Annotated in this window: 24 protein-coding genes; 13 read left to right on the plus strand and 11 right to left on the minus strand. The window is 55.5% G+C overall.

Annotated elements, in window-relative coordinates; genetic code table 11:
• Positions 1-3: 3 nt before the first annotated feature.
• Positions 4-1,377: an L-serine ammonia-lyase gene (locus AB1F12_RS06245; RefSeq protein ID WP_368187383.1), complete on the minus strand. Its 1,374-nt coding sequence runs from the start codon at positions 1,375-1,377 to the stop codon at positions 4-6.
• Positions 1,377-2,069, minus strand: a complete 693-nt coding sequence (locus AB1F12_RS06250; RefSeq protein WP_368187385.1) for a glutathione S-transferase family protein — start codon at positions 2,067-2,069, stop codon at positions 1,377-1,379. The genes AB1F12_RS06245 and AB1F12_RS06250 overlap by 1 nt, the downstream gene beginning before the upstream one ends.
• A gap of 461 nt (positions 2,070-2,530) precedes the next feature.
• Here AB1F12_RS06250 and AB1F12_RS06255 point away from each other — a divergent pair, with 461 nt between their 5' ends.
• The 6 genes from AB1F12_RS06255 (at position 2,531) to AB1F12_RS06280 (ending at position 9,511) form a co-directional block, all read left to right on the plus strand.
• Entirely contained in the window at positions 2,531-3,226 is a 696-nt protein-coding gene (locus tag AB1F12_RS06255; RefSeq protein ID WP_368187387.1) for a VPLPA-CTERM sorting domain-containing protein, read from the plus strand.
• A 183-nt stretch (positions 3,227-3,409) separates the two neighbouring features.
• Complete coding sequence (gene rpiA / locus AB1F12_RS06260) at positions 3,410-4,198, plus strand: ribose-5-phosphate isomerase RpiA (protein ID WP_368187389.1); 789 nt, start codon at positions 3,410-3,412, stop codon at positions 4,196-4,198.
• A gap of 3 nt (positions 4,199-4,201) precedes the next feature.
• A complete protein-coding gene (gene gorA, locus AB1F12_RS06265) occupies positions 4,202-5,590 on the plus strand; it encodes a glutathione-disulfide reductase (protein WP_368187390.1) in 1,389 nt (462 codons plus the stop codon).
• Positions 5,591-5,669: 79 nt separating this feature from the next.
• A complete protein-coding gene (gene hflK, locus AB1F12_RS06270) occupies positions 5,670-6,872 on the plus strand; it encodes an FtsH protease activity modulator HflK (protein ID WP_368187392.1) in 1,203 nt (400 codons plus the stop codon).
• Positions 6,872-7,771 (plus strand): protease modulator HflC, encoded by a 900-nt coding sequence (gene hflC, locus AB1F12_RS06275; RefSeq protein ID WP_368187393.1) that lies wholly within the window; start codon positions 6,872-6,874, stop codon positions 7,769-7,771. Before hflK ends, hflC begins: the two co-directional genes overlap by 1 nt.
• 249 nt (positions 7,772-8,020) lie before the next feature.
• On the plus strand, positions 8,021-9,511 hold the full coding sequence (locus AB1F12_RS06280; RefSeq protein WP_368188295.1) for a Do family serine endopeptidase: 1,491 nt from the start codon (positions 8,021-8,023) through the stop codon (positions 9,509-9,511).
• A 44-nt stretch (positions 9,512-9,555) separates the two neighbouring features.
• Here the strand turns inward: AB1F12_RS06280 and AB1F12_RS06285 are convergent, their stop codons facing one another.
• Positions 9,556-10,077 (minus strand): peptidoglycan-binding domain-containing protein, encoded by a 522-nt coding sequence (locus AB1F12_RS06285; RefSeq protein ID WP_368187395.1) that lies wholly within the window; start codon positions 10,075-10,077, stop codon positions 9,556-9,558.
• A gap of 195 nt (positions 10,078-10,272) precedes the next feature.
• Between AB1F12_RS06285 and AB1F12_RS06290 the strand changes: the two genes are divergently transcribed.
• Both AB1F12_RS06290 and AB1F12_RS06295 read left to right on the plus strand, forming a co-directional pair.
• On the plus strand, positions 10,273-10,596 hold the full coding sequence (locus tag AB1F12_RS06290; protein WP_368187397.1) for a 2Fe-2S iron-sulfur cluster-binding protein: 324 nt from the start codon (positions 10,273-10,275) through the stop codon (positions 10,594-10,596).
• Positions 10,596-11,321 carry a VCBS repeat-containing protein gene (locus AB1F12_RS06295; protein ID WP_368187399.1) on the plus strand — a complete coding sequence of 242 codons (726 nt, stop codon included), beginning with the start codon at positions 10,596-10,598 and terminating at the stop codon, positions 11,319-11,321. The genes AB1F12_RS06290 and AB1F12_RS06295 overlap by 1 nt, the downstream gene beginning before the upstream one ends.
• A gap of 4 nt (positions 11,322-11,325) precedes the next feature.
• On the opposite strand, the gene cobS is transcribed toward AB1F12_RS06295, so the two are convergent.
• Positions 11,326-12,111: an adenosylcobinamide-GDP ribazoletransferase gene (cobS, locus tag AB1F12_RS06300; protein WP_368187400.1), complete on the minus strand. Its 786-nt coding sequence runs from the start codon at positions 12,109-12,111 to the stop codon at positions 11,326-11,328.
• Between the two features lie 79 nt (positions 12,112-12,190).
• Here cobS and cobT point away from each other — a divergent pair, with 79 nt between their 5' ends.
• Positions 12,191-13,207, plus strand: a complete 1,017-nt coding sequence (gene cobT, locus AB1F12_RS06305) for a nicotinate-nucleotide--dimethylbenzimidazole phosphoribosyltransferase (protein WP_368187402.1) — start codon at positions 12,191-12,193, stop codon at positions 13,205-13,207.
• Here cobT and AB1F12_RS06310 read toward each other — a convergent pair.
• A complete protein-coding gene (locus AB1F12_RS06310) occupies positions 13,204-15,165 on the minus strand; it encodes a cation:proton antiporter (protein ID WP_368187403.1) in 1,962 nt (653 codons plus the stop codon). The two genes, cobT and AB1F12_RS06310, sit on opposite strands and share 4 nt — an antisense overlap.
• An 89-nt stretch (positions 15,166-15,254) precedes the next feature.
• Positions 15,255-15,710, minus strand: coding sequence for an Lrp/AsnC family transcriptional regulator (locus AB1F12_RS06315; protein ID WP_368187406.1), 456 nt, complete (start codon positions 15,708-15,710; stop codon positions 15,255-15,257).
• Positions 15,711-15,839: 129 nt separating this feature from the next.
• Here AB1F12_RS06315 and hppD point away from each other — a divergent pair, with 129 nt between their 5' ends.
• A complete protein-coding gene (hppD, locus tag AB1F12_RS06320; protein WP_368187408.1) occupies positions 15,840-16,949 on the plus strand; it encodes a 4-hydroxyphenylpyruvate dioxygenase in 1,110 nt (369 codons plus the stop codon).
• Positions 16,950-17,016: 67 nt separating this feature from the next.
• On the opposite strand, the gene AB1F12_RS06325 is transcribed toward hppD, so the two are convergent.
• The 4 genes from AB1F12_RS06325 to AB1F12_RS06340 all read right to left on the minus strand — a co-directional run bounded on the left by AB1F12_RS06325 (position 17,017) and on the right by AB1F12_RS06340 (position 21,758).
• Complete coding sequence (locus tag AB1F12_RS06325; RefSeq protein ID WP_368187410.1) at positions 17,017-17,397, minus strand: VOC family protein; 381 nt, start codon at positions 17,395-17,397, stop codon at positions 17,017-17,019.
• Positions 17,398-17,464: 67 nt separating this feature from the next.
• A complete protein-coding gene (locus tag AB1F12_RS06330; protein ID WP_368187412.1) occupies positions 17,465-18,196 on the minus strand; it encodes a helix-turn-helix domain-containing protein in 732 nt (243 codons plus the stop codon).
• A gap of 15 nt (positions 18,197-18,211) precedes the next feature.
• Positions 18,212-18,433, minus strand: a complete 222-nt coding sequence (locus AB1F12_RS06335) for a hypothetical protein (RefSeq protein WP_368187413.1) — start codon at positions 18,431-18,433, stop codon at positions 18,212-18,214.
• A gap of 46 nt (positions 18,434-18,479) precedes the next feature.
• Positions 18,480-21,758: a hypothetical protein gene (locus tag AB1F12_RS06340; protein WP_368187415.1), complete on the minus strand. Its 3,279-nt coding sequence runs from the start codon at positions 21,756-21,758 to the stop codon at positions 18,480-18,482.
• Between the two features lie 172 nt (positions 21,759-21,930).
• Here AB1F12_RS06340 and AB1F12_RS06345 point away from each other — a divergent pair, with 172 nt between their 5' ends.
• The 3 genes from AB1F12_RS06345 (at position 21,931) to AB1F12_RS06355 (ending at position 24,345) form a co-directional block, all read left to right on the plus strand.
• On the plus strand, positions 21,931-22,662 hold the full coding sequence (locus AB1F12_RS06345; protein WP_368187417.1) for an SIMPL domain-containing protein: 732 nt from the start codon (positions 21,931-21,933) through the stop codon (positions 22,660-22,662).
• A gap of 352 nt (positions 22,663-23,014) precedes the next feature.
• On the plus strand, positions 23,015-23,497 hold the full coding sequence (locus AB1F12_RS06350) for a hypothetical protein (protein WP_368187418.1): 483 nt from the start codon (positions 23,015-23,017) through the stop codon (positions 23,495-23,497).
• 287 nt (positions 23,498-23,784) lie between these two features.
• Positions 23,785-24,345 (plus strand): VPLPA-CTERM sorting domain-containing protein, encoded by a 561-nt coding sequence (locus AB1F12_RS06355; RefSeq protein ID WP_368187420.1) that lies wholly within the window; start codon positions 23,785-23,787, stop codon positions 24,343-24,345.
• A gap of 74 nt (positions 24,346-24,419) precedes the next feature.
• Here the strand turns inward: AB1F12_RS06355 and AB1F12_RS06360 are convergent, their stop codons facing one another.
• Entirely contained in the window at positions 24,420-25,706 is a 1,287-nt protein-coding gene (locus AB1F12_RS06360) for an O-acetylhomoserine aminocarboxypropyltransferase/cysteine synthase family protein (protein ID WP_368187422.1), read from the minus strand.
• Between the last annotated feature and the right edge of the window lie 105 nt (positions 25,707-25,811).

The following is a 25,811-nucleotide window of genomic DNA, read 5'->3' on the forward strand; positions in this document are numbered from 1 at the left end:
TAATCAGCAATTTGGCACATTCACTGCCAAGCCGCCCAAGGCGGTTTCTTTGTATTTCTCGCTCATGTCTTCTCCGGTCTGGCGCATGGTTTCAATGGCGGCATCCAGTGGCACCAAATGGGTGCCATCGCCGCGCAACGACAGCGACGCGGCGGATACCGCTTTGATTGCACCCAGCCCGTTGCGTTCGATGCAAGGAACCTGAACCAGCCCACGCACCGGATCACACGTCATGCCTAGATGATGTTCCAGCGCAATTTCGGCAGCGTTTTCCACTTGGGCCACGCTGCCGCCCATCACCGCACATAATCCGGCCGCTGCCATGGCGCTGGCAGATCCGACTTCGGCCTGACAGCCGCATTCCGCACCGGAAATTGACGCGTTATATTTGATCAACCCGCCAATGGCCGCCGCCGTCAGCAGGAATTCGGGCACTTTGGACGCAACTGCTCCGGGCACATGATCCAGCCAATACCGGATCACCGCAGGCACAACGCCCGCCGCCCCATTGGTCGGAGCCGTGACAACCTGCCCCCCGGCGGCGTTTTCTTCGTTCACCGCCATCGCATAGGTCGACATCCAATCGTTGATGGTGTGGGGGGCGGATAGGTTCAGGCCGCGCTCTGCCTCAAGCGCGTCATGGATGCCCTTGGCGCGGCGTTTCACATTCAGCCCACCGGGCAGAATGCCATCCGAAACCAGCCCGCGATCAATACAGGCATTCATCACCTGCCAAATCCGCGCCAGCCCCGCATCCAAATCCGCCCCCGGCATGCGCGCCAATTCATTGGCACGTTTCATCTGCGCGATGGATTTGCCTGACTTAGCCGCCATGTCCAACATTTCGGCTGCGGTGTGAAACGGAAACGGGATAGTGGGGCCGTGATCCACGTCTTCGCCCTGCGCCAGTTCCTCTTGGGTCAGAACGAACCCGCCGCCGATCGAAAAATAAGTCTGGGTGACGATTTCATCGCCTTGGGCATCCAGCCCGTGCAGGATCATCCCATTGGCATGACCGGGCAGGGCGGGGCCGTAGTCAAAAATCACGTCCTCTTTGGGGTGAAAGGCCAGCTGTTCCAGCCCGTCGGGGGTGACATGGTGGTCCGCGGCCAATCGCGCCAGTTCGGCTTCGGCTTTGTCGTGGTCATAGGTGTCGGGCAGAAACCCGGACAGACCCAAAATCGTGGCGCGATCCGTGGCATGGCCCACCCCGGTAAAGGCCAGCGACCCATATAACGTCGCCCTGACGCCATAAACCCGAAACGGCTGTGCACGCAGATGATCCAGAAACCGGGCTGCCGCAACCATTGGACCCATCGTGTGGGATGATGACGGGCCGACGCCCACTTTGAACATGTCGAAAACCGATAGAAACATCAGGTTGGGCTTCCTTCTGGGGGACTGCAATAGGTGGGGTTGGTGAATATCGTGAGGCCTAAGCCCTCGGCTTGGGCGGTGATCAATGCGCTGGGCCGGGTTTGCAATCTGGCGGCCAGATCGGCCAGAGCCGGATAATCCGTCAGCGTAAACCACATCGTCTGGCCTTTGGGATAAATCGCCATCCACCGCAAACAGGCGCAGATATAGACATCCAGCACGGATGGGTGTTCGCCGCCAAACCACTCCGGTTTCTGAGCGGCCAACCCATCGAGCGTTTTCAAATGGTCGCGCAACGCGGATTGCATCTGGTTGCGCAATGGATCTGTGGCCGCCGGACCTGCGTATTTTTCTGGATAAAACAGCATCCGCAGCCCCGCATGCAGGGTGTTTGAGTTAAAAAACAACCATTTCAGAAAATTGGCCCGCTCTGGTGATCCCGATTGAGGGGCCATTTGACCGTGGGTTTCCGAAAGCCACAATAAAATCGCCCCGGTTTCGAAAATCGGACCTGACGGGGTTTCCAGAACCGGGATCAACCCATTGGGATTGAGCATTCTATAATTGGGAGAATTCTGTGCATTCTGGCGGCGATCGACCAATGTGACGTCAAACGGGACCTTCATTTCCAGCAGGACCATTCGAATGATCAGCGACGCATTGTCCGGCGCATAATGAAGTCGATAGGTCATGGAAACCCCCAGAAAGAAGCGAAAAGCTGTCCTTTTGCCATTGCTTAAAGGCAGATGCAGAATCAAAGAGTGTCAAAAGCGACGTTTCCTATCGGAAACACGTAGCGGCAGGTTTAGCAAGGTCATAAAGCCGGATGAAAAGCAGAAAAAGCCGGGATTTATGGCCCGTCTGACAGCGGCGGGATCGATGGCCGCGGGCGATGTTCTATTGGGGGTAGCAGACTGGACGATAAGAAAAATAAGGGGTTTTGGTCCATATAGGTTGACCTGTTTTAGATCATCAGGCCCGGTTCAGTGCCTTTTGGTTCACTTGATCGGATATGGCAAATGTTTCAATATTGACCACATGGCCGCCTGTTTCGGGGGGCCGATTTTGAAAGTTGGACGCCGATTTATGGTAAAGACTAACTAAAGATACATCATTGATTGCTGTCCAACCGAATTATTTTGGGGGGATTACGATGCATAAGTTTCTGACGATTTTAACTGGTTTTTTGTCATTCATAATGGTGGCGGCGGCGCCTGCGAACGCCACGGTCATAGAAACCACTTTTGGCACGTTCCCGGGGGGGATCACGTTTAGCTCTAGTGGCGTAGGTGCGGCGACAGGGGTTCGGACATGGAACCTTCCGGCCACCGATCCGTCGCAGTTTGACCAGGCTTGGTTTACGTTTGACCCGATTGCGTCGGGCATGGACGGTCGGACCAGCCCATTGTCGCTGGCGTCAGGTCTGGGAACCAGCACCGCCGTCTGGACCGGGCTTGGGAATTGGCATCGTTTTGATGGGATTCATGCCATTGAAACCCGGTTCACGGCCTTCATTTCAACGGGCCAAAACTGGATTGACCCAAGCACGATTGGGCTGATCGGTGTTGGCAGCCCTCAAACCGTGGCTGAAATGGGCGGGCCATTTACGGTCAATTTCTCATTTGAGGCACGGCTTGCCTCTGGGGGCGCATGGATGTCGCATCTGGCGCTTTATGACAGTGTTAACAATTGCGGTCCCAGCTGTTCTGGCGATGCGATTACCAGCGCCAGCACACGGTATTTTCATACCGAACTGCCAGCCGTTCCGGTGCCCGCTGGCCTGCCATTGATGGCGGGGGGACTGGCGTTGTTTGGGTTTGTTGGTATGCGTCGCAAACGCATGTCCTGAGTGCAGCCACATCAAAAAAACAAAGAGCGGTCTATTGTGCCGCTCTTTTGCGTTTGTTCATAGATAAAGTGTCATTGGATATCGATGAAACTTTTGCCAATGCCCCTCGTAGAATAGTGCGAACCTGTTATAACCCCCGCAACGCAGGACACGCGAAACAACACAAGACCAAGGAGCTGCCCCATGTCCGGAGAATTGTCCCCCATCGACAAGGCGAAATTTGCTGCTGCCAAACGGGCTGCAGAATATGTCGAAGACGGTATGAAAGTGGGGTTGGGCACCGGGTCCACGGCGGCTTGGCTGGTGAAATGTCTGGGTGAAATGGTGCGCGACCAAGGGTTGCGGATCAAAGGCGTGCCTACGTCAACCCGCACCGCCGATCTGGCCCGCGAAGTCGGGATCGAAGTGATCAGCCTGGATGAGGCACGTTGGTTGGATCTGACCATTGATGGCGCGGATGAATTTGATGCCAACCTCAACCTGATCAAAGGCGGCGGTGGTGCGCATTTGCAGGAAAAAGTTGTGGCCACGGCCAGCGATCAGATGGTGGTGATCACCGATGCCAGCAAACAGGTTGAAACGCTGGGCGCATTCCCATTGCCCGTCGAAGTGATCCCCTTTGGCTGGCAGACCACCAAAACGCTGGTCGAAGAAACATTGATTGGCATGGATGTTCTGGGCCGCACGACATCGCTGCGTATGAATGGTGACGTGCCGTTCATCACCGACGAAGGCAACCACATTCTGGACCTGCATCTAAACCGGATTGGCAATGCCCGCCAACTAAGTCTGGTGCTGAACCAGATCCCCGGCATTGTCGAAAACGGTCTGTTTATCGATATTTGTGACGCAGTTGTGATCGGCCATGGGGATGGCAAGGTTGAGGTGCGCGACATTAATGAGGGAACTGTTGAGGAATCCAAAGTAGACTTCCTCGAGAATGATAACCTCTTTAGCGACATTGCGGATTAATACATGACCTATGATTTTGACCTTTTTGTAATTGGTGGTGGTTCTGGCGGCGTGCGCGCGGGCCGGGTGGCGGCATCCCAAGGCGCCAAAGTGGCACTGGCCGAAGAATACCGTCTGGGCGGCACCTGTGTGATCCGGGGCTGCGTGCCGAAAAAACTGATGGTGTTTGCGTCCGAATATCCCGGTTTCGCCGAAGAAGCCCGCGCCTATGGCTGGGACATGCAGATCGGTGACTTTAACTGGGGCGGGTTTCGCTCCAAATTACACGCCGAACTGGACCGCCTAGAAGGCATCTATGGACGTCTGCTGGACAATTCAGGCGTGACGTTTTTTGACAGCCGCGCTGAAGTGGTGGATGCCCATTCTGTCCGTCTGGCCGATGGCAAAGTGATCAGCGCCAAACATATCCTGATTGCGACAGGTGGAACGCCGACGGTTCCCGAATTCAAAGGGTCCGAACTGGCGATCACATCCAACGAAATTTTTCAGATGACACGGCTGCCCAAAAAGGTGCTGATCGTGGGCGGTGGTTATATCGCGTCAGAATTTGCCTGTATCCTGAACGGGTTAGGTGTCGAAGTTACGCAGTTTTATCGCGGTGCGCAAATCCTGCGCGGCTTTGACGAAGAGGCCCGCGGCCTGATCGCCACCCATATGCAGGAAAACGGCATCGATCTGCGGCTGGGCGTCAATGTGACCAGCATGGAGCGGGTTGGCGAACATGATATTCTGCCACCTGAATACGGTACTCATGGTCCGATCAAAGTGTGCAATACAGATGGCGCAGACGACGTTTACGATCTGGTCATGTATGCCACGGGTCGCGCGCCAAATATCACAGGTCTGGGGCTAGAGGATGCGGGCGTGGCCGTGGAACGCGGCGCTATTAAGGTCGACGCCTATTCCCAAACCAGCGTGCCGTCGATCTATGCGATTGGCGATGTCACCAACCGGGTGAACCTGACACCAGTTGCGATCCGCGAAGGCATGGCCTTTGTTGAAACGGTGTTTAACGGCAACCCTACGCCTGTGGATCACGATCTGATCCCATCGGCCGTGTTCACACAGCCGGAATTTGGCACTGTTGGCCTGTCCGAAGAAGACGCCGCCGATCTCGAACCGATCGAGGTTTACGCCACATCATTCCGTCCTATGCAAACCATGTTTGCCGACAAAGCGGACAAAGTGCTGATGAAACTGATCGTCAGCAAAGCCACCCGCAAGGTTCTGGGCTGTCACATTGTGGCGCCAGCGGCGGGTGAATTGATCCAATTGGCCGGAATTGCAGTAAAAATGGGCGCAACCAAAGAAGATTTCGATCGCACGGTTGCAGTTCATCCCACCATGTCCGAAGAATTGGTCACAATGAAGGAACCGGTACGGTCAACTTGAAGCGACTTGATTTTGTAGAAATCAGGTACACATTCATGTGAAGGGCCCGTTTTGGGCGCAGACGAGGAAGAATAGCCAGATGGCAGGAAACAATGGTGGCCCTTGGGGCGGCGGCGGAAATAACGGATCAGGAGGGCGTGATGATGACGACCGGCCCGATAACAATGGCAACCGACGTCCGGGTCAGGGCGAAGGTCCGCAGATCCCGGAAATTGACGAGCTGGTAAACAAAGGCCGCGAACAATTGCGCGTTCTGATGGGCGGCGGCAATGGCGGTGGCAACAATGGTCGCCCCGGCGGCGGTGGCAGTGGCGGGCAAAATGGCCCTGCATTGACCAAAGGCACTGTTGGTCTGGGCCTGTTGGTGGCCGCAGGCCTGTGGACAGCGGCGTCGGTTTACACCGTCAAACCCGAAGAAAAATCCGTGGAATTGTTTTTGGGCACGTTTTCGCAAATTGGCGAACCGGGTCTGAACTTTGCGCCTTGGCCGTTGGTCACATATGAAAAAGTGTCCGTAACGCAGGAACAACGGATCGATATCGGCACATCTAATACCGGCATTGATGCGGGTTTGATGCTGACGGGGGACGAAAATATCGTCGACATCGATTTCCAGGTTGTGTGGAACATCGTTGCCCCGGATCAATACCTGTTTACGCTGGACGATCCCGAAACCACGATTAAGGCGGTTGCGGAATCCGCGATGCGTGAAATCATCGCCCAATCAGAATTGACGCCTATTTTGAACACCAACCGGGGCGCGATTGCAGACCGGCTTCGGGTTTTGATCCAACAAACGTTGGACGAATACGAAAGTGGTGTGAACATCGTGCGTGTGAACTTTAACAAAGCCGAAGCGCCCGACATTCAGGTCGAAGTGACCAATTCCGACGGTCGCAGTGAACGCAAATCACCGTTTGACGCTTTCCGCGATGTTCAAAACGCCGAACAAGAACGGTCGCGTTTGCAAAACGTCGCCGAAGCCTATGCCAACCGTGTGGTCGCTGAGGCCCGTGGTGAAGCGGCCTCGATCCTTGAGGCAGCCGAAGGGTACCGCGCCGAAGTAGTGAACAACGCGCTGGGTGAAGCGTCGCGGTTCACAGCAGTTTTGGAACAATATCTGCTGGCCCCAGAAGTGACCCGCAAACGGATCTATCTGGAAACCATGGAATCTGTCTTTGGCGAAGTGGACATCATCCTGCTGGACGATGCCGCTGGTGGTCAGGGCGTTGTGCCTTACCTTCCTTTGAATGAACTTCGCCGCTCAGGAGGGTCAAACTAATGCGCCGTTCCGTATTTATTCTGCCAGTTCTGGCGGTTATCGTGGTTGGCGCCTTGTCGTCGATCTTTATTGTCGACGAACGCGAAAAGGCGTTGGTACTGCGTTTTGGCCGCGTGATTTCCGTTCAGGAATCCCCCGGTTTGGCGTTTAAGATGCCGTTGGTTGACGAAGTTGTCACCTATAGCGACCAAATTCTGAGCCGTGATTTGGCCCCGATCCGGGTCACACCAGAAGATCAGCGTATTTTGATCGTTGACGCCTTTGCGCGGTACCGGATCGAAGACGTGACCAAGTTCCGTCAAGCGGTGGGTGCTGGTGGTCAGGCCAACTCAAACCGGTCATTGGATCGCATTCTGGATGATGGCATTCGCCAGGTTCTGGGGTCGGTTTCGTCAAACGATATCCTGTCCACAGATCGTGCCGCGTTGATGGAACGTATTCGCGATCGTACCAATGGTCGGGCCGAAAACTTGGGTCTGTCGATCATCGACGTGCGTCTGAAACGCACCGATTTGCCACCGGAAAACCAAACAGCGACATTCGCACGGATGATTGCCGAACGGGACCAAGAAGCCGCCGATCTGCGCGCCCGTGGTCGTGAGGCCCAGCAACGGATCGAAGCCGCCGCAGACCGGACTGCGATTGAGCTAAGCTCAGAAGCGCGCCGCGAAGCCTTGATCACACGCGGTGAAGCGGATGGTGAACGCAACCGTATCTTTGCCGAAGCGTTTGGTGCGGACCCGGAATTCTTTGAATTCTACCGGTCGATGATTGCCTACAATTCCGCCCTGCGTTCAGAGTCGACCACTCTGGTATTGTCACCAGACAATGAATTCTTCAATTATTTGAAGGGGGCTGACACGGCAGGCGAAAGCAATGTTAGCGCCGCTGACCAATAGAAATTCCAAGTTTCGACTGAAAATCAAGGGGGCTGATCTGCGTGTCAGCCCTTTTTTATTGGGCTTTCGGCAGGTTTTTGCCCGTGGCCGCGCCGCTGACAAAAAACGTAGTTAACGAAATCTTTCCTTTGCGCGCGTTAAGGGTCACCTTTGTTCACATCCACTTGAAAATATGTGTGGGGCTTTTTGTTGCAACTCGGACGCCCTACATACAAACTCAGACCAACCGGACCAATCGGTCCCGGCGTGATGTTGCACAGACGAAGGAGAACACCCGTGTCGTCAAAGGCGATTGCACTCGCAAAAACTCAGACCAATTCGCGCCTGTTACAGGCATTTTCTGCGCTGTTCATCAGTGCGGTCCTGTTGCTTGCTATGGTGATGTCAGCCGCGGCCCAAGATCGGCCCGCGACATTTGCTGATCTGGCCGAAGATGTCAGCCCATCTGTGGTGAATATCACCACATCGACCATCGTGGCGGGCCGCACAGGGCCGCAGGGGCTGGTCCCGGACGGGTCCCCATTTGAGGATTTCTTTAACGATGGCGAAGGCAGCCCGCGGCGGTCTTCTGCGTTGGGATCAGGGTTTGTGATTTCAGCGGATGGGTTCATCGTGACCAACAACCACGTCATCGAAGGCGCCGATGAAATCCTGATCGAATTCTTTTCGGGCGAAGAACTGCCCGCTGAATTGATCGGCACGGACCCCAATACCGATATCGCCGTGCTCAAGGTCGATGCCGAGGATCTGCCATTTGTTGAATTTGGCGACAGTGATGCAGTTGGCGCCCGCGTTGGCGATTGGGTTATGGCCATGGGCAACCCGTTGGGGCAGGGGTTTTCGGTGTCTGCCGGGATCGTATCTGCGCGCAACCGGGCCCTATCGGGGACCTATGATGATTACATTCAGACCGATGCGGCGATCAACCGGGGCAATTCCGGCGGGCCATTGTTCAACATGGACGGCGACGTCATTGGTGTGAACACCGCGATTCTATCCCCCAATGGGGGGTCCATCGGCATCGGCTTTGCCATGTCATCTGCGGTTGTCACCAATGTGGTTGATCAATTGCGTGAATTTGGTGAAACCCGCCGTGGTTGGCTGGGCGTGCGCATTCAGGATGTGACTCCGGATATGGTTGATGCCGTTGATGGTCTGTCCGAAGCATTGGGCGCGATGATCACCGATGTGCCAGATGGCCCGGCCAAAGATGCCGGTCTGGAAGCCGGGGATGTGATTGTGACCTTTGATGGTCATGACGTTGCTGACACCCGCGAATTGGTGCGGATCGTTGGGAATTCACCGGTTGGTAAAAACGTGCCGGTGATCATTTTGCGCTCTGGTGAGCTGAAAGAAATGACCGTGACGCTTGGCCGTCGCGAAACCGCCGAAGCGGCTGCCTTTCCTGTCGAAGAAGAAACCCCACAAGAAGATCCAGGCACAACCAACCTGTTGGGATTGACCCTGTCCGAAATCACCCCCGAATTGATGGAACAATTCAGCCTGGCCGATAGCCAAGAAGGCGTGGTGATCACGGCAATTGATGCAGAATCAGAAGCAGCCTCAAAGGGATTGCTGGCTGGCGATGTCATCACCGAAGCCGGGCAAATCGCGGTCGTGGCGATCGATGACTTTGAGGATCGTGTCCTCGAAGCCCGAGATGCCGGGCGCAAGTCGATCCTGTTGTTGGTTCGTCGCGGTGGGGACCCACGGTTTGTGGCGCTGAGCCTGACGGAATAAGCGTCAACACAATCAAACAGATATGGGGGCGCCGTTGGGCGCCCTTATTCGTTTAGCTGCTCTTGGTTCAAGGCCACCAAGCCCAAATCGCGCGCTGTCGCAATCGACAAGACCGACGAACGCGGACCGCCCCGTGCTGCCTGCCAATCCCGCAACGCACGGGCTGTGCGCGCATCCATCACCCCGGTGATGGGGCCAGAATAACCGCCCCGCACATGCAGAGCCCGCTGCAGGGATCCGACAAATTCGACCGTCAAAACATTGGGGCAAACGGCTTCGAATTCGATTTCGCGGCGTTCGCGCAATATCCGTTGATGGGTGACGGTCCGATAGGCCGCCGGGGATCGCACCGATCCATCCGTATCAATCACCGCAGGCTGCACAATGATCTGTTCGGTGACCGTTTCTATCACGGCGGGGCTGATTTCTTTGCCGTAGCACAGCCCATCTGTGCCCTGATAAATAATCCCGCCATCCGCATCCGGCGCCACGCGCCCGACATCGGTTGCGTCCACACAACCCAACACCCCAAACAGGGCAGGGAAAAGAAAGGTTTTAACGTTCATGCTCGGCCTTGATCCCAAAAGGGTCCCTTTGCGGGTTTTGTTGAAATTAGCGCAGATTGCGGTCCACTGATAGCCTGCGCAATTGCCGATCACGGCTCCGTGTCGCAAATGGCGCATATTCTGCGATCTGGGGACTGGCACCAAAGCGTCGGGCGCAATAGATAGGGTTGGACAAAGATCGATGAGGACCAAGAAATGGCAAAAATTACGTATATCGAGCATGGTGGCAAAGAGCATGTCGTCGAAGTGGCCAATGGGCTGACAGTGATGGAAGGCGCACGTGACAATGGCATTCCCGGCATCGAAGCCGATTGCGGCGGCGCCTGTGCCTGTTCCACCTGCCACGTTTATGTGGATGCATCCTGGGTCGACAAATTGCCCGCCAAGGACGCCATGGAAGAGGACATGTTGGATTTCGCCTTTGAGCCCGACACAGCGCGGTCGCGACTGACCTGTCAGCTAAAGGTTACGGATGACCTGAATGGCCTGATCGTGAATATGCCAGAAAAGCAAATTTGATGCGGGTTCTGGCGGCTGTATTTTGCGCGCTTGGCCCGCTTGGGGCGCAGGCAGATATCACAGCCGCCCAGTATCGTGACGTCACAAATGTCTATGGCCACGGTGCGGTTGAGGGCGGCGAATATGCCGGACTTGAGGTGCATCTATCCGATGGCCGTGTGCTGGGCACCGCTGCGCATAACGCCGTTTACGAAGATACAGCCCCGCGGCTGGTGGATTTGAACAGCGATGGAAACCCAGAGATCATCACCGTGGTGTCCAGGTTCCAAACCGGCGCAGCGATCCGGATCTGGTCCGAGGTTGAAACGGCGGATCATCCGCTTGGCTCGACTGTGGCCGTTGTGGCCGAAATCGACCCGATTGGTACGCGCAACCGCTGGCTGGCCATCGCGGGGGCTGCGGATATTGACGGGGACGGGGTTATGGAAATTGCCTATGTGGATCGCCCGCATCTGGCAAAAACCCTGCGTATTCTAGAGGTTCGGGTAAATGGCGACGATTGGGAACTGGTCCCCGAAGCGTCGATGCGCGGTGTGACCAACCACCGATTTGGCGATAGGTTTATCATCGGCGGCATTCGCGAATGCGGCTCTGATCCGGAAATCATTTTGGCCTCTGCGGACTGGACCCGATTGCTGGCCGTGCAATACGGCGAAAATCAGTTCACAACCCAAGATTTGGGGCTTTACAGCGATGCATCCATGCAGGATGCGATGGGCTGTTGAAGGATTAAACCGTTGTTACCAATACCAAAAGAACGGCAATTTCACTAATCTGTTGGGACGCGCCCAAAATGTCCCCGGTTTGGCCTCCTATTTTTGCCCGGGCCAATTTCGCGATGCCAAAGGTGCAGATCGCCAAAACCACGCAGATCGCCAACATCTTGGCTGGCCAGATCACCAACCCCAGTATTGCAGCCGTCACACATGCCAGCACGGCGATTTGCCAGACCGGGCGTCCCACAGAATGGCTTAGACCTGTGGTGCGCGCATGCGGGAGGGTCGCCATCAAAACCACCATTGGTGCGCGGCTGATCATTGGGACCAATAGCAAAACCGCCCACAAAAACCCCACCTCGATCAAGGCCATATACCCAGCCCAGCGTAGAATGACCGAAAGGATCAAACCCAACACGCCATAGGTGCCGATTTTGCTGTCTTTCATGATCTGAAGCCGCCGTTCACGATCCCAGCCCCCCCATAGGCCATCACAGGTATCGGCCAGCCCGTCTTCGTGTAGGGCGCCGGTGACGACAATCATCACCACCACGGCCAAACCGGCTGTGATGGTCGGCGAGATGTCAAACCAAAGGGCAATATACCCCATCACAGCTGCCAGCCCCCCCACAACCAGCCCAACCAACGGATAGGCCCAGGGCGCAATCGCCGCGCGGGCCTGCGCCTGATCTGTGTCCACCGAAATCGGCAATCGCGTGAGCAATCCTATTGCTGCCAAAACATCCTTGGGACGCGGACAATGGGGGCAGGGATCAGACATCGGGTCGGTTTTCGTCATCAACTGCGCCTTTCTGGCTCTTTTCTTCGCCTCTGAAACCGTTAGACAGACGCAACCCGCTTTGCAATGAAGGCCTGACATGACTGCTCCTTTTTCCTCGATCGAAACGTTTCGTGCAACTTTGGCCGCTGCGCCCAATACGGATAGTGCGGCTATGGCCGGGGCTGAGGCCCGCAATGGCCAGCTGACCAAACCCCCCGGCGCGCTGGGGCGGCTCGAAGATCTGGCGATTTGGTATGCGGGCTGGCGCGGGACGGATCGCCCGGTGATCAAATCGCCCCAAGTGGTGATTTTTGCGGGCAATCACGGTGTTTGCGCCCGTGGCGTTTCGGCATTCCCAGCCGAAGTAACAGTGCAAATGGTGGCCAATTTTGAACATGGCGGGGCTGCGATCAATCAATTGGCCAAGGAATTTGGGGCCAAAATGGACGTGGTTGCATTGGAACTGGATCGACCAACCGCTGATTTTACCAGCCAGCCTGCTATGAGCGAAGCAGAGCTGGTGACGGCATTGCAGGCAGGTTGGAACGCGGTTGACCCAGAGGCGGACCTGTTGGTTACCGGTGAAATGGGCATTGGCAACACGACCTCAGCCGCGGCGATCGGTGCGGCTTTGTTGGGGGGTGATCCTGCGGACTGGACCGGGCGTGGCACGGGCGTTGACGATGCGGGATTACAACGCAAAACAGAGGTTGTTGCCGAAGGTTTGGCGCTGCATGCGGATCAATTGTCCGATCCGTTGCAGGTTTTGCGCTGTTTGGGGGGCCGTGAATTGGCTGGCATGGCGGGGGCGATTGCCGCCGCGCGCGCGCATAAAATTCCGGTCATTCTGGACGGCTTTATCTGCTCTGCGGCGGCGTTGGTTTTGGCCAAAACCCAATCGGGCGCGTTGGATCACGCGGTTGCGGGCCATCAAAGCGCAGAAGGCGCGCATGCTAACCTGTTGGCGGGGCTGGGCAAAGAGCCGCTGTTGCAACTGGGGTTGCGATTGGGCGAAGGGTCGGGGGGCGCCTTGGCCATTGGCGTTCTGAAAGGCGCGATTGCCTGTCATTCCGGCATGGCGACCTTTGCAGAAGCGGGCGTTTCTGACGGTTAATTTTCGTCACTATCCATTGGCTTAAGTCGACCGCCAGGGCTCAGATCTTGGCGGTTTTCTTTGACATAGGATCGCATTTCCGCCAATTCACGTCGATCAACGTTATTGCCAAGCGCGCTTTCCAAATCTTTGTTCAACTCGCGTGATCGCGCCATATATTCCGGATTATCCGCCGCAGCGACACCCGGTTTCCACAGATCAGCCAATTCCAGCATGGTGGCCCGATCGTGGTGGTAAAAATAGACCTCGGCTTCGTTGGCTTCGTATTCAGAAAGCCCCATATTTTCAAGAACATACCGCCCAGCCCGAAGCGAGCTGTCAAACATTTCACGCACGATATCATTCGCACCGGCCTGATATAGTTCATAGACGTGGTGCCGGTCGCGCGCCCGCGCTACGATGTGGATATCGGGACGGGTTTGGCGTGCATATGCAACCAGTTTGGTGACGTTGGCTTTGCTGTCAACGGCCACAACCAACACCGCGGCATCCTGCAACCCGGCCGCATGCAGCAAATCAGGGCGGGTCGGGTCCCCAAAGAAGCCCTTAAAGCCAAATTTGCGCATGGTTTGAACGATTTGCAGGTCATGATCCAGAATGACCGTGGAAAAGCCTGCGCTTTGAACCAAGCGATTGACCACCTGACCAAATCGGCCAATCCCGGCGATGATCACCTGACCCTGTTCGTTGATTTCGTCATGGGGCTGATCAGGATGCACCGTCAGACGCCGCCCCAGCTGTTCATAAAGGATAAACAACAACGGCGTGACCATCATCGACAGGGCAATCACCATCAACAGCAAACCGGACAATTCCGCGCTAAGCACATGTGTTTGCAGCGAAAATGATACCAGAACAAAGCCAAATTCGCCCGCCTGAGCCAATCCAAGCGTAAACAGCCAGCGATCCCGGCCATGAATCTGAAACACCCGTGACAACAGGTACAGCACGGCGGCTTTGATCAGGATCAGGCCCAATGTCAGGCCCAGCAATGTGCCCGGCTGGTCCAGCAGCAAATCAAAATTGATGCCCGCGCCGACGGTGATGAAAAACAGCCCAAGCAACAGGCCTTTGAACGGTTCTAGATCGCTCTCTAATTCGTGGCGGAACTCAGTATTGGCCAGCACCATCCCGGCCAAAAACGTGCCCAAAGCGGGGGACAGGCCGACCATATTCATCAATGTGGCGATTGAAATGACCATCAACAAGGCCAGCGCTGTGTACATTTCACGCAATCGCGCCTGATGGATGTAGCGAAACAAAGGTTGGGTCAGGTATATGCCCGCCAAAACGACCACCGCCACCGCGCCCAAAGTCACCAATGTGACGCCCCAGGCGGGCAGGCCTTCGACCAGTGACATGGTTGCGCCGTGACCTGTGTCATGGGCCGCGTCCGTGCCTGTGGTCGGGCGGTCAATCGATCCGTCTTGGTTAAAGCTGGCGACAGGCGCGACGGCCAGCAAAGGCATCAGCGCCAACATCGGAATGACCGCGATATCCTGTGTCAGCAGCACCGAAAACGACGACCGACCACCGGGGGTTTGCATCAGACGTTTTTCAGAAAGGGTTTGCAGGACAATCGCCGTGGAAGACAGGGCAAAAATCAGCCCAATCGCAAGCGCCGTTTGCCAAACCTGCCCCAGAATAAGCGCAGCAACGGTTACCGCCAACGTGGTTAATGTCAGCTGCAATCCACCCAGCCCGACCAGACGTTGGCGCATATTCCACAATGCATGCGGTTCCAGCTCTAGGCCGATGAGGAACAGCATAACCACCACGCCAAATTCGGCAAAATGCTGTAATTCCTGCGCCTCGGAACCGATGCCGGGGATAAACCCGATCGCGATTCCGGCCAGCAAATACCCCAAAACAGAGCCAAGCCCCAGACGCGCGGCCATTGGCACCGCTATGACAGCCGCACCTAGATAAATTGTCGCTTGAAAAAGAAGGCCTTGCATCCCGGATACCTTAGGTGTGCGACATGACAATCGCAAGACAATCAGAAGCTGTGTGACGTGGATCAGAACGGATTTTTGTCAAATTTCCGTTAAATGGGCAGGGGCGCATCCTGCTTCAGTTGATCCATAACAATCTGACTTTGAACGCGAGCCACCGCTTTGTGCGCCAATAACACATCGTGGATCAGCGCGTTTAAATCCGTCAACGTCGCGGTCCAGACCCGCAACAGATAATCTGCTTCGCCGGTCATGGTCCAAGCGCTGACAATTTCGGGACGGGTATCGACCAAACGGGCAAATGATCGCGCATTTTCAGCCCCATGTGTTCCCAGATGGACCTGCACAAAGGCCTGCACATTCAACCCAAGCCGATCTGGGTCAAGGCGCGCGGAAATATAGGAAATATACCCTGCCGCCTCGAGCCGCTGCCGCCGTCGCCCGGCCTGTGACGGGGACAGATTTAGAGCGTCACCCAATTCCTGTGATGTGGCTTGTGCGTGGCGTTGCAGAATCGCCAAGAGCTGTTTGTCTGTGTCATCAAGCATGCGGCAAATTTCCAGGATTTTCCGAATTTGTGCGGTTGTTGGTCAGTTATACCCAGAAATCCCACGTATTACACGCAAAACCCGCGCGAAATGTGCGGTAGGATTGATCAAACAAAAATGGAGAGACAAATGGGCCCGTTTCCACATGATGCCCCCAAGGCGCAGATCACCCCTGAAAACCCGGCGGGGACAGATGGGTTTGAGTTTGTAGAATTCGCGCATCCCGACCCCCAAGTGCTGCAAGAGCTGTTTTCCAAAATGGGGTATGTGCACACGGCCACCCATAAAACCAAAGCCATTCAACTGTGGCAGCAGGGCGATATTACCTATGTGTTGAACATGGAGCCCAACAGCCATGCCGCTGAATTCATTGAGGAACATGGCCCCTGTGCCCCGTCAATGGCGTGGCGGGTTGTAGATGCTGACAACGCTTTGGCGCATGCGCTGTCCAAAGGCGCCACAGAATATACCGGGGATGGCAAAACCATGAATGTTCCCGCCATTGTCGGGATCGGTGGGTCATTGATCTATTTCATTGATCAATATTACGAAGCCAACCCCTATAACGCGGAATTCGATTGGGTGCATGACGCCCATCCAACGGGCATCGGGTTCTTTTATCTCGATCACTTGACCCATAATGTCCACAAAGGGAACATGGACGTTTGGTTCCGGTTTTACGGTGACATTTTTAATTTCAAAGAAATCCGTTTCTTTGACATCGAAGGCAAATTTACCGGGTTGCTCAGTCGTGCGTTGACATCGCCCTGTGGTCGCATCCGCATTCCGATCAACGAAGATCGCGGTGAAAAGGGGCAGATTGTCGAATATCTGAAACGTTATAACGGCGAAGGTATTCAGCATATCGCGGTTGGGACGTCGGACATTTATGCCGCCACGGATGAAATTGCCGAACGGGGGATCACGTTTATGCCCAAACCCCCCGCGAGCTATTATGAGCTGTCCCATAACCGCGTGGTTGATCACCAGGAACCAGTGGATCAAATGATGAAACACGGCATTCTGATCGATGGCGAAGGCGTTGTGGATGGCGGCGAAACCCGGATTCTGTTGCAGATTTTCTCAAAGACCGTGATTGGGCCGATCTTCTTTGAGTTTATCCAACGCAAAGGCGATGACGGATTTGGCGAAGGCAATTTCAAAGCCTTGTTCGAAAGCATCGAGGCAGATCAAATCGCGCGGGGTGTGCTGGATAGCGGTGAACAGAAAGCCAGCTAAGGTATTGACGTAACTAAAAAACGGCGCCCGCATTGTGGCGCCGTTTTGTGTTTTGCAAACATGATGATCAGGTCATGGAACTGATGCCAAACAGATTGCCTTCTGTGTCTTGGCAAAGTGAGACAAAGCCAAATTCGCCAATCGAAAATTTGGGGCGGATCACTGCGCCCCCGGATTTGGTCACGCGGGCTTCTTCTGTGGCGCAATCCAACGCTGAGAAATAGACAATCGTCCCACCGATACCCGGACCCGCATGGGGGGATTTCGACAGAGCCCCGCCAGCGCCATAAACGCTCATATCCGCAGGAAAGCTCATCATTTGGGTTTCCCCGGTTGGGTCGCCAATTTGAACAAGCTTGCGGTCAAAAACCGCTTCGTAAAATGAAACGGCCCGGTCCAGGTCGTCCACAAAAATATCAAACCAACCAATCGCGTTTGTCTGTGACATATCCCACTCCTTTATTCGTGTTGATATGTCGGGTGTAGCGCATGCAATTCAGGGCGTATTGTAGATTTCAGACATAGAATTTGCGTGCATATTGGCCGGGCGTGTACCCGGTGGCGCGGCGAAAGGAATGAATGAAATGGGATTGATCCGCATAAGATAACGACGGTTCCCCCAAAAGCGATTGCTGCAGGCGAATGATTTTCAGGAAATCATGCGGGGCAAATCCGGTGGTCCGTTTGAGGACGCGCTGAAATTGCCGCGTTGAAAGACCGGCAATCTCTGCCATATCGGCCACGGAATGAATATCTTGGAGCTGGGTGAAAATCCGTTCAGTGATCTGATTGCCGCTGACCTTTGATTGCGCCAGCAGGTCATCGACAAACTCTGATAACTTGGCTTGTTGATCGGAAAACCCGAGCCCGGACAGGGCTTTGTTCAAATGCAACAGGGGCAAATCCCCGACATAGGGCTGTTCAATGGAACCAAAACCAACCTGATCTTGCCACACACCGGGCAAAAAGCGGATATTCACAAAATGAAAGTCGCGCCCCAGATCGATTTCTTCTGATGATGCCTTTAGGCGGGTAACCCCGGCAATGTCAGGTTTGTTTTGGTCAAGGACGACATAAACACAGGCATCCGGCAGGGCGTGAAACCGATAGTTTTCCAACAAAGGCTGGCAGGTGCGCAGCGCAATGAAGCGATGCACAATGTCGCGCAAATGATGCGGTGGTTCAGCCTCTAGGAACTGAACATGTTCAAACCGGCGGTCTACGGCATTTCCGGTTGGATCATACATAAGATATTGATGCCCTTAGCCTTTCAGGTCGCCGGAATTGACATTTGCAAACCGCCCATCATGAAATTCAGCCCGCGGGCGCACCCATAATTGACCGGTTTCCAATGACCGATAGGCAACCGCTGGGGTCAGGTCAGCCTCGATCAGGGCATTGTCATCAATGATTACATAAAGCCCACCGGTTTTACGGTGAATCCAGATTTGGCTGGGCGCGTTCGGATCATGGTTTACAGTCATCAAAGCAACTCTTTGTCAGAGGAAAAGGGCAAAAAACGGGGTCAACCTAACCGGCAGGCATGTCCAGACGGGTGGTGCGGCCCCGGTCGGTATAGGTGATATACGTATCGCCGATCGCGGCAACATGCCCACCGTCCAGCCGATCGCCCACGGACACTTTGATGTAGCGGCCATTTGACAGACGCACCAGGGCCCGCCGGTCGCTGTTGCTGCCATAAACACCGATCAAATTGATACGTCGCAGATTGATGGCATTGTCCAATGTCGCGGCAGAGGCAACGCTGGTTGGCGTCGGACCAGATGACGGGGCAGGGCGGGCAACGGCGGGTTGCTGGGGGGCCTGACGCTGGGCAGAGGCTTGTTGTTGTTGCACAACCCGCGAAAAATTGCGTGGTCTTGTATCAGGGCGCACGGATTGGGCCACCGCCTGAGCAGAGGCATTGGCGAACGGATCGGGGCGGTTGGCCTCTGTGAGTGCGCCTTGGATGGCCGCAGCAAGGGACGCATCAGCGGCGGCATTGCGTGCCGGTTCCTGAGGGGGCGTTTCAACGCTAGGTTCGGCTGGGACTTCGGCAATCACAGGGTCTGTTTGTGGGGCCGGTGCAATGCCTGACGGGCGCAGACGTGGGCGAAACGCCACAAGTTCAGGGTTCTGCGGAGTCACAGTTTCCGGTGTCGCAGGCGCGGCAGCGACAATGGTCGCAGGGCGGGATTGGGGGCGGAAACGGACCAGTTCTGGATTGGGTTGAGGCGTCGCTGTTGCAGTGGGCGCAGGTGCAATTGCATCGGTTGCGGCCGCAACAATTGTTTCTGGTCGGGCCAGTGGGCGCGTGGCTGCCAAGGCCGCCTGTGCGGCTGACAATGGCGGCGTGGCGGTGGTTACTTCGGGCAGAATTGGGGGCGTAATGGACGGAGACTGTGGCGAAACAGCGGGAAGGGCCGCTAAGGTTTGCGCGCCGTCAGGTGCTGTCGTTTCGGCCGGGGCTGGCTGTGCGGTCTGCGCAGTGGGGGCTTGCGTTACCGCCAGGGCCGCTCGCTGAAAAAACGCCTCAGGGGGGCGCACAGCCGGGGAACCTGCAAAAATCAGCGCCCCATCTGGGGTGCGTGTGCCTTCTGGGGTTGCCAGAATAAAACCACGGGCGTCACGGGCATAACGGGTGCCGGGCGGAGGGGGCGACATGACTGTGGCCAAAGCAAAATCTGTCGTCGACGCAGCAACGCTGGGCATGAATGTTGGGGTGGTTTGGGTTGTGATCTGGCGATCCAAATCAGATGTACCCAGATCAGAGATGGATTCATCTCTTGGAATCAATGGGATACGAGGGGCGCGTTGCCACACACCAGTGGCGGCATAGATGCGTTGCGCTTCGGATGGGCTTAAAACTTGGCCAATTGGGGGCGTTGGGGATGCCAGCGTCTGAATCGTTGCTGACGCGGATGCGGTTTCAGGTGCGGACGTGGCTTGGGGGGCGGCCTCGTTTGGGGTGTCCACCCCCAAAGAGGCAACAACCGGTTCGGCATTGTTGCGCCCGCCAAACCAATAGGCAAAGCCTTCTTCTGATAGGGCTGCGAGGGCAGCCATGGTCGCCAGAAACAGGATCAATATCACGGTTAAGATCAAGCCGAGAAAACGGGGCTTTCCCCCGACCACTTTGGCCGGTTTGGCGGATTTTCTGGCGCCAAAAATGCTGGATTTTGCGGCAGGCTGCGCCGCTGGATTGGGATCTGTGGTTTGACCTTTATTCGGTTTTCTGCGGCTGCGAAACAGACTTCCAGCCCCTGAGAGGGCAGACCCGGCGCTGGAAACCAAACCAGTAGCTAAACCGGCGGCTTTGCTAGTTGAAACCGTCGATTGGGGTTCTGTTTCAGTGGGTTGCAGGGTTGCAGACAGGCTTTCTGCCATGTCCGCAGATAGAGTTGGCGCTGCCACAATGGGATCAACGGCGGTTTCAGAAACACCGGTGACAGGAGCGGCATGTGCGGGCATGTCGGGTGCATTGGTCGCAGGCCCAAGATTGGGCGTGTCCCCAAGTGGTGCAGAAATGCCGGCATCAACCGCCGCCGCATCGCCGGAAATCGCAGGAGCGTTTCCTTCGGTGATGGGTGACAGAACTGGCGCGGTCACACTTGGTTCGCGCCGCTCAATATTGGGTTTCTTGTTCTTTTTGCGCGCAGGCTTTTCTGCGGGGGGGGCGGTGTTGGCCTGTGATGCGCCGTCACGCTGCGCCACCAAGGATGGATCCCTGCGACTGCCAAAAACAGGTTGTGGTGCAGCAACATCATCCGGGGCCGCATCGGCAGGGGGGCCCGTAACCTCGGCTGCAGAAACCTCTGGGCCCGAAACCTCTGGGGCGGAAATGTCTGGTGCAGAAACATCCGGCAAAGAAACAGTGGGTGCAGCATCGTTGCTCGGCACGGTTGGTGTCGCAGAGAGACGCGGACGCGGCACAAAGACCGGCATATCCGCCTCTTCGTCCTGCAAGTCACCTGTGTCGTCTTTCTGATCATCCTCTTGGGGCTGATCTGCCACCTCATCCGCTGTTTCGTCCGGATCGGTTTCGGCATACTGTGGGGCGGCGGCTTGTTCTTCGTGGGGCAATGACGCCGCCAGAGCCAGCTCGTTTAGAGCGTCAAAATCCGTCAGCGTCGAATCGGCTGGGGTGTCATCCATGTGCGATGCGTCATCCGCATCCTGAATGGCGACCACATTGCTGTCGGCATCGGTCGGGGGCGATGTGTGGTCTGTGTCATCCTCAATCGCGGGCAGTTCTTGGGGGGCGGCACCCACAACTTCGATGGCGCTGTCTTCGCGCGCAATTGTAATGGCGCCGTCGCCCATAGTGCTGGCAAATTGCGTCGCGCCAAAGAACGCTTCGCCGGAAAAGGTAAACGGTTCCGGGATCGCAGCAAAGGCAACCGGGGCCATGTGATGGGCCATTGCGAAGGCTTCGGCTTCGGCCAGTGTTTCGCGCGCAACCGCCGCAATATAAGTGCGTCCGCCGCCATGCACAAAGTCATAGACCAGTTCGTCAACCGCATAGGGGGTGGCCCCATCCAGCGCGTGACGCACGTCGTTTTCATCGGCGCGGGTGGTGTCCAAAGCCAGATATTTGATCTGATCGTTGGGCAGGATCAACCGCGTATAAAGCGTGTCGTCGCCCTGTGATTTGGCCGCAGACATGGCCCGCATATGCACCGCAGCCAGATCGGCATCCAAGTCTGGGGACTCTAACCCAACCTCGCCAAATAGCAGCCACCCTTCGGGGGCGCGCTGCAACAGGCGGATACCTTCAAACGACAAAGAGAGAGCAAAATTTGGTTTCATTAGCGCGGCTTTAGCATTCCTGTTTGTGTGGATATAGCATCCCCATCGCAGCGGCGAAACACTAGCAATTTCTCGCCGATGAGAAATTTCGCGCTAATCGCCAAGGATCGGTGGCTTCGCGGCGTCCAATAGTCAGGGTAAAGTGCCCAAAGAGATAGCGTGAGGAATGCAAATGTTTGGTTTGAAAGCAGCGATAAACGGGAAATGTCGGATCGTGGCGTTTGGTGTGATGATGGCCTGTGGGGCGGTTGTTGCCGGGGCGGTGCCAAACGGGGTGCAGGCGGAAACGGTCAATGGGTCAACGATTCAGGTATCGGGCCAGGGCCGTGTAAATGTGGCGCCTGATATGGCCTATATTCAGGTCGGAGTAACCCACGAGGCGGAACTGGCCAATGATGCCTTGGCCGGAATGAGCCACGCCATCGCGTCGGTGCTGGATCAGCTGGACGCCGTCGGAATTGCCAAATCGGACATCCAAACCGGGCAAGTGCAATTGCATCCGCAATACAGCAACTCTAGCCTAAGTGGGCGTGAACAATCCGGATTTGTCGCCACGACGATGTTGAACGTTCAAGTGTTGGATCTGGCCGATCTTGGGCATGTTTTGGATGCGGTTGTCGCCCAAGGGGCCAATCGTTTGGGGGGATTGCGGTTTGACGTCCAAGATCGCGCACCCCATCTGGATCACGCGCGTCTGGCCGCCGTTGAGGACGCACAATCCAAGGCCGCCTTTTTCGCGAATGCGGCAGGCGTTGAGATCGGGGATGTGATCCATCTGATCGAAGACGGCGTAGCAAGCCCATCTGGTAGAGCGATCCGTATGGCTATGGAATCTGCCGTGCCCATCGCCGAAGGAGAGATCGAGATTTCCGCCGGCGTGGTTATGGTTTTAGCGATCGATTGATCGTTTGAAAAACAGCGCGGGCTTAAACGGGCAATGTACTGTTCAGTTTGAACAATGGCAGATGGCTTGGATGTCAGCGGTCAAATAACCCTGAGCGGTAGTGTTTGCTTGTGAAATGCAACTTTTGGGTGTGTTTGCTTCCGATAATTATGGTAAACCTGCGATTAACATTCGCGCGCAAACCGATCTTGCCGCTATAAAACATAACGGTTTGCCATTTGCGTTTAACGTGGCCGACTGCGCTACAAGATAATTAATTTCAAATCGAGGGATACGACAAATGGTTCGACCACTCCTTAGTTTGTTAACAATTGGATGTTTATCAATTTCAACCGCCGCACAGGCCGTTCCTGTGAGTTTTGAATATACCAGCACAACCTCATCAGGTTTGGGCGGATATTTTTCAAGCGGTGACGCCGTTTCGGTCACTGTTGCCTTGGAAAATGGGGGCTCAGGCCTGACGTCTCAATCTTGGGGTGTCTCCGATATTTTGAGCGCATCAGTTCAGATTGGGTCCTATGCGGCGTCTTGGTCGACCTCGTTTTGTGGTGGATTCTCAACGGATGCATCGGGCAATATTTCCAGCAACTTCTGCGGATCCTTTTCCAATGCTGGGGTCGATAATGACGGGTCGACTGCATATCTATTCAATACCGGGATCAACTCAACCACGGGCAGCTCAGTGCACTTTTCTCATATTTTCGGAGACGACACGCGCTGGACCGTCGCTTCTGTCGCGCCATTGCCACCCGTACCGCTGCCGGCAGGTCTGCCGCTGTTGTTTGGGGCATTGGGATTGTTCGGCTTGGCCAAACGGCGTCGCGCTGCGGCCTAAATCACCTAAATCAATATGATACACTTAAACGGGTCGTGATTGCGGCCCGTTTTTTTGTTGAAGCGGATGGCGGCTTAAAGATTTAGCTGAAATGCGTCTTTTACGGTCGTGCAGGCTGATCAATTGCAACTGCAGGCCGTGTTCGCCACGTATTATCATGGTAAATATGCAGATAGCATTCGCGCGCAGGCGTATCTTGTCTCTATAAAAAAGAACGGTTTGCCACTTTTGTTTAAAGTGGCCGGCATCTCTACAAAATGATAATTACAAATCGAGGGATAAGACCAATGGTTCGACTATTCTCTAGTTTGTTAACAATCGCATTTTTATCAAGCTCTACCACGGCGCAGGCGATCCCTGTGTCTTTTACGCAAACAGTTGAAACAAACGTTGGATTGACAGGGTTCTTCAGTTCCGGTGACACGGTTTCGATCACTGTGACGATGGACAATGGCGGAACAAGCACGGCGTCTCAAACTTGGACAACGGCTCAGATATTGGGCGCCGTTTTAACAGTCGGCAGCTATTCTGCCAGTTATGGTGATACTTTCTGTGGAGATTTTACGTCGACGGCAACAGGATCGCTAAGCACAGCCTTTTGTGGGACGTTAGCATCCACAGGAGTAGACAATAGCGGGGTTGGTGCCCGTTTGTATAATGGGACCATTCGGATTTCCGACGGCACTTTGGTCGGCCTGTCTAACAACCTTGCTCACTTAGCTGCTTGGTCAGGAGGGTCTATCGCGGGGCCGCCTTTACCACCTGTACCACTGCCAGCGGGCCTGCCGTTGCTGCTGGGCGCTATTGGATTGTTTGGATTGGCCAAGCGTCGTCGCAACGCAGCCTAATCAATTCATGCGACTCATGTGACAAAAAACGGGCCGTTGTTGCGGCCCGTTTTCATGTGATTATATCCGCCGGTTTAGGCGGTGGCCGCGCTCAGCGCTTGGTCGAGATCCGCGATCAGATCTTTGACATCCTCGATCCCGATAGACAGCCGCACCACATTCGGACCGGCCCCTGCGGCTTCTTGTTGTTCTGGGGTCAGCTGACGGTGGGTGGTAGACGCGGAATGGATGATCAACGACCGCGTATCGCCCAGATTGGCCACATGGCTAAAGATTTCCAAAGCATCGACCAGTTTCACGCAGGCCTCATAGCCGCCTTTGACCGCAAAGGTGAACAAACCGCCTGCGCCTTTGGGGCAAATTCTGGCGATCCGGTCATGATAGGGGGAACTGGGCAGGCCCGCATAGGTGACGTAATCCACCCGCGGATCATTTTCGAGCCACTCTGCCAGGGTCTTGGCGTTTTCTACGTGACGCTGCATGCGCAATGACAGGGTTTCGATCCCCATCAATGTGTAATGCGCCGCCTGAGGGTTCATGGTCATGCCCAGATCGCGCAGGCCAATGGCGATCCCGTGGAACGTAAAAGCCAGCGGTCCAAAGGTTTCGTGGAATTTCAGCCCGTGATAGGCCTCTTCTGGGGCGGAAAGCGATGGGAATTTGTCACTGGCGGACCAGTCAAATTTGCCCGAATCCACTACGCAGCCGCCCATAACCGTGCCGTTGCCGGTCAGGTATTTGGTGGTGGAATGCACCACCAGCGTAGCGCCATGTTCGATTGGGTTACACAAATAAGGCGTCGCCGTTGTGTTATCCACGATCAATGGCAGGCCAGCCCGATCCGAAATCGCCGAAATAGCATCCAGATCCGTGATATAGCCGCCCGGATTGGCGATGGATTCACAAAATACCGCGCGGGTTTGATCATCGATGGCTGCGGCGACCGCGTCCAGATCATCAAAATCGACAAACTTTGCCGACCAGCCAAAGCGTTTGATGGTCTGGCTAAACTGCGTAACAGACCCCCCATATAGCCGTGTGGACACAACCACATTGTTGCCCGGCATCATCAATGGAAACAGCGCCATCAACTGCGCTGCATGCCCAGAGGAACAGCACACAGCCCCAGCGCCACCTTCAAGCGTGGCGATGCGTTCTTGTAAAACCGCGACCGTTGGGTTGGTCAGGCGGGAATAGATGTAACCCACCTCTTGGAGGTTAAACAAAGCTGCGGCGTGATCGGCATCGCGAAACACGTAAGCGGTTGTTTGATAGATGGGGGTTTGGCGTGCGCCGGTGGCAGGGTCGGGGCGTGATCCTGCATGGATTTGCAATGTGTCAAAGCCGGGTGTGTTGGTCATTGGGGGTCCTCCGCAAAAGTTGCCGCGAGGTTAGGCGCGTGACGCGCGAAAGCCAAGGGCGGGTTTGTCGCAAGTATTTCATCGCCAATGACGCGCGCGTTTGCG

This window comes from Aestuariibius sp. HNIBRBA575, assembly GCF_040932005.1.
In the GTDB taxonomy this organism is placed as follows: Bacteria; Pseudomonadota; Alphaproteobacteria; order Rhodobacterales; family Rhodobacteraceae; genus CANLNM01.

What these genes read in the sequence shown, in the direction of transcription:
- cobS (WP_368187400.1), bottom strand. Translation starts at nt 12,111, where the DNA reads ATGACGAAAACCGACCCGATGTCTGATCCCTGCCCCCATTGTCCGCGT.
- AB1F12_RS06310 (WP_368187403.1), bottom strand. Translation starts at nt 15,165, where the DNA reads ATGCAAGGCCTTCTTTTTCAAGCGACAATTTATCTAGGTGCGGCTGTC.
- AB1F12_RS06250 (WP_368187385.1), bottom strand. Translation starts at nt 2,069, where the DNA reads ATGACCTATCGACTTCATTATGCGCCGGACAATGCGTCGCTGATCATT.
- AB1F12_RS06360 (WP_368187422.1), bottom strand. Translation starts at nt 25,706, where the DNA reads ATGACCAACACACCCGGCTTTGACACATTGCAAATCCATGCAGGATCA.
- gorA (WP_368187390.1), top strand. Translation starts at nt 4,202, where the DNA reads ATGACCTATGATTTTGACCTTTTTGTAATTGGTGGTGGTTCTGGCGGC.
- AB1F12_RS06315 (WP_368187406.1), bottom strand. Translation starts at nt 15,710, where the DNA reads ATGCTTGATGACACAGACAAACAGCTCTTGGCGATTCTGCAACGCCAC.
- hflC (WP_368187393.1), top strand. Translation starts at nt 6,872, where the DNA reads ATGCGCCGTTCCGTATTTATTCTGCCAGTTCTGGCGGTTATCGTGGTT.
- hflK (WP_368187392.1), top strand. Translation starts at nt 5,670, where the DNA reads ATGGCAGGAAACAATGGTGGCCCTTGGGGCGGCGGCGGAAATAACGGA.
- hppD (WP_368187408.1), top strand. Translation starts at nt 15,840, where the DNA reads ATGGGCCCGTTTCCACATGATGCCCCCAAGGCGCAGATCACCCCTGAA.
- AB1F12_RS06285 (WP_368187395.1), bottom strand. Translation starts at nt 10,077, where the DNA reads ATGAACGTTAAAACCTTTCTTTTCCCTGCCCTGTTTGGGGTGTTGGGT.
- cobT (WP_368187402.1), top strand. Translation starts at nt 12,191, where the DNA reads ATGACTGCTCCTTTTTCCTCGATCGAAACGTTTCGTGCAACTTTGGCC.
- AB1F12_RS06290 (WP_368187397.1), top strand. Translation starts at nt 10,273, where the DNA reads ATGGCAAAAATTACGTATATCGAGCATGGTGGCAAAGAGCATGTCGTC.
- AB1F12_RS06325 (WP_368187410.1), bottom strand. Translation starts at nt 17,397, where the DNA reads ATGTCACAGACAAACGCGATTGGTTGGTTTGATATTTTTGTGGACGAC.
- AB1F12_RS06295 (WP_368187399.1), top strand. Translation starts at nt 10,596, where the DNA reads ATGCGGGTTCTGGCGGCTGTATTTTGCGCGCTTGGCCCGCTTGGGGCG.
- rpiA (WP_368187389.1), top strand. Translation starts at nt 3,410, where the DNA reads ATGTCCGGAGAATTGTCCCCCATCGACAAGGCGAAATTTGCTGCTGCC.
- AB1F12_RS06330 (WP_368187412.1), bottom strand. Translation starts at nt 18,196, where the DNA reads ATGTATGATCCAACCGGAAATGCCGTAGACCGCCGGTTTGAACATGTT.
- AB1F12_RS06355 (WP_368187420.1), top strand. Translation starts at nt 23,785, where the DNA reads ATGGTTCGACTATTCTCTAGTTTGTTAACAATCGCATTTTTATCAAGC.
- AB1F12_RS06335 (WP_368187413.1), bottom strand. Translation starts at nt 18,433, where the DNA reads ATGACTGTAAACCATGATCCGAACGCGCCCAGCCAAATCTGGATTCAC.
- AB1F12_RS06280 (WP_368188295.1), top strand. Translation starts at nt 8,021, where the DNA reads ATGTTGCACAGACGAAGGAGAACACCCGTGTCGTCAAAGGCGATTGCA.
- AB1F12_RS06345 (WP_368187417.1), top strand. Translation starts at nt 21,931, where the DNA reads ATGTTTGGTTTGAAAGCAGCGATAAACGGGAAATGTCGGATCGTGGCG.
- AB1F12_RS06340 (WP_368187415.1), bottom strand. Translation starts at nt 21,758, where the DNA reads ATGAAACCAAATTTTGCTCTCTCTTTGTCGTTTGAAGGTATCCGCCTG.
- AB1F12_RS06245 (WP_368187383.1), bottom strand. Translation starts at nt 1,377, where the DNA reads ATGTTTCTATCGGTTTTCGACATGTTCAAAGTGGGCGTCGGCCCGTCA.
- AB1F12_RS06255 (WP_368187387.1), top strand. Translation starts at nt 2,531, where the DNA reads ATGCATAAGTTTCTGACGATTTTAACTGGTTTTTTGTCATTCATAATG.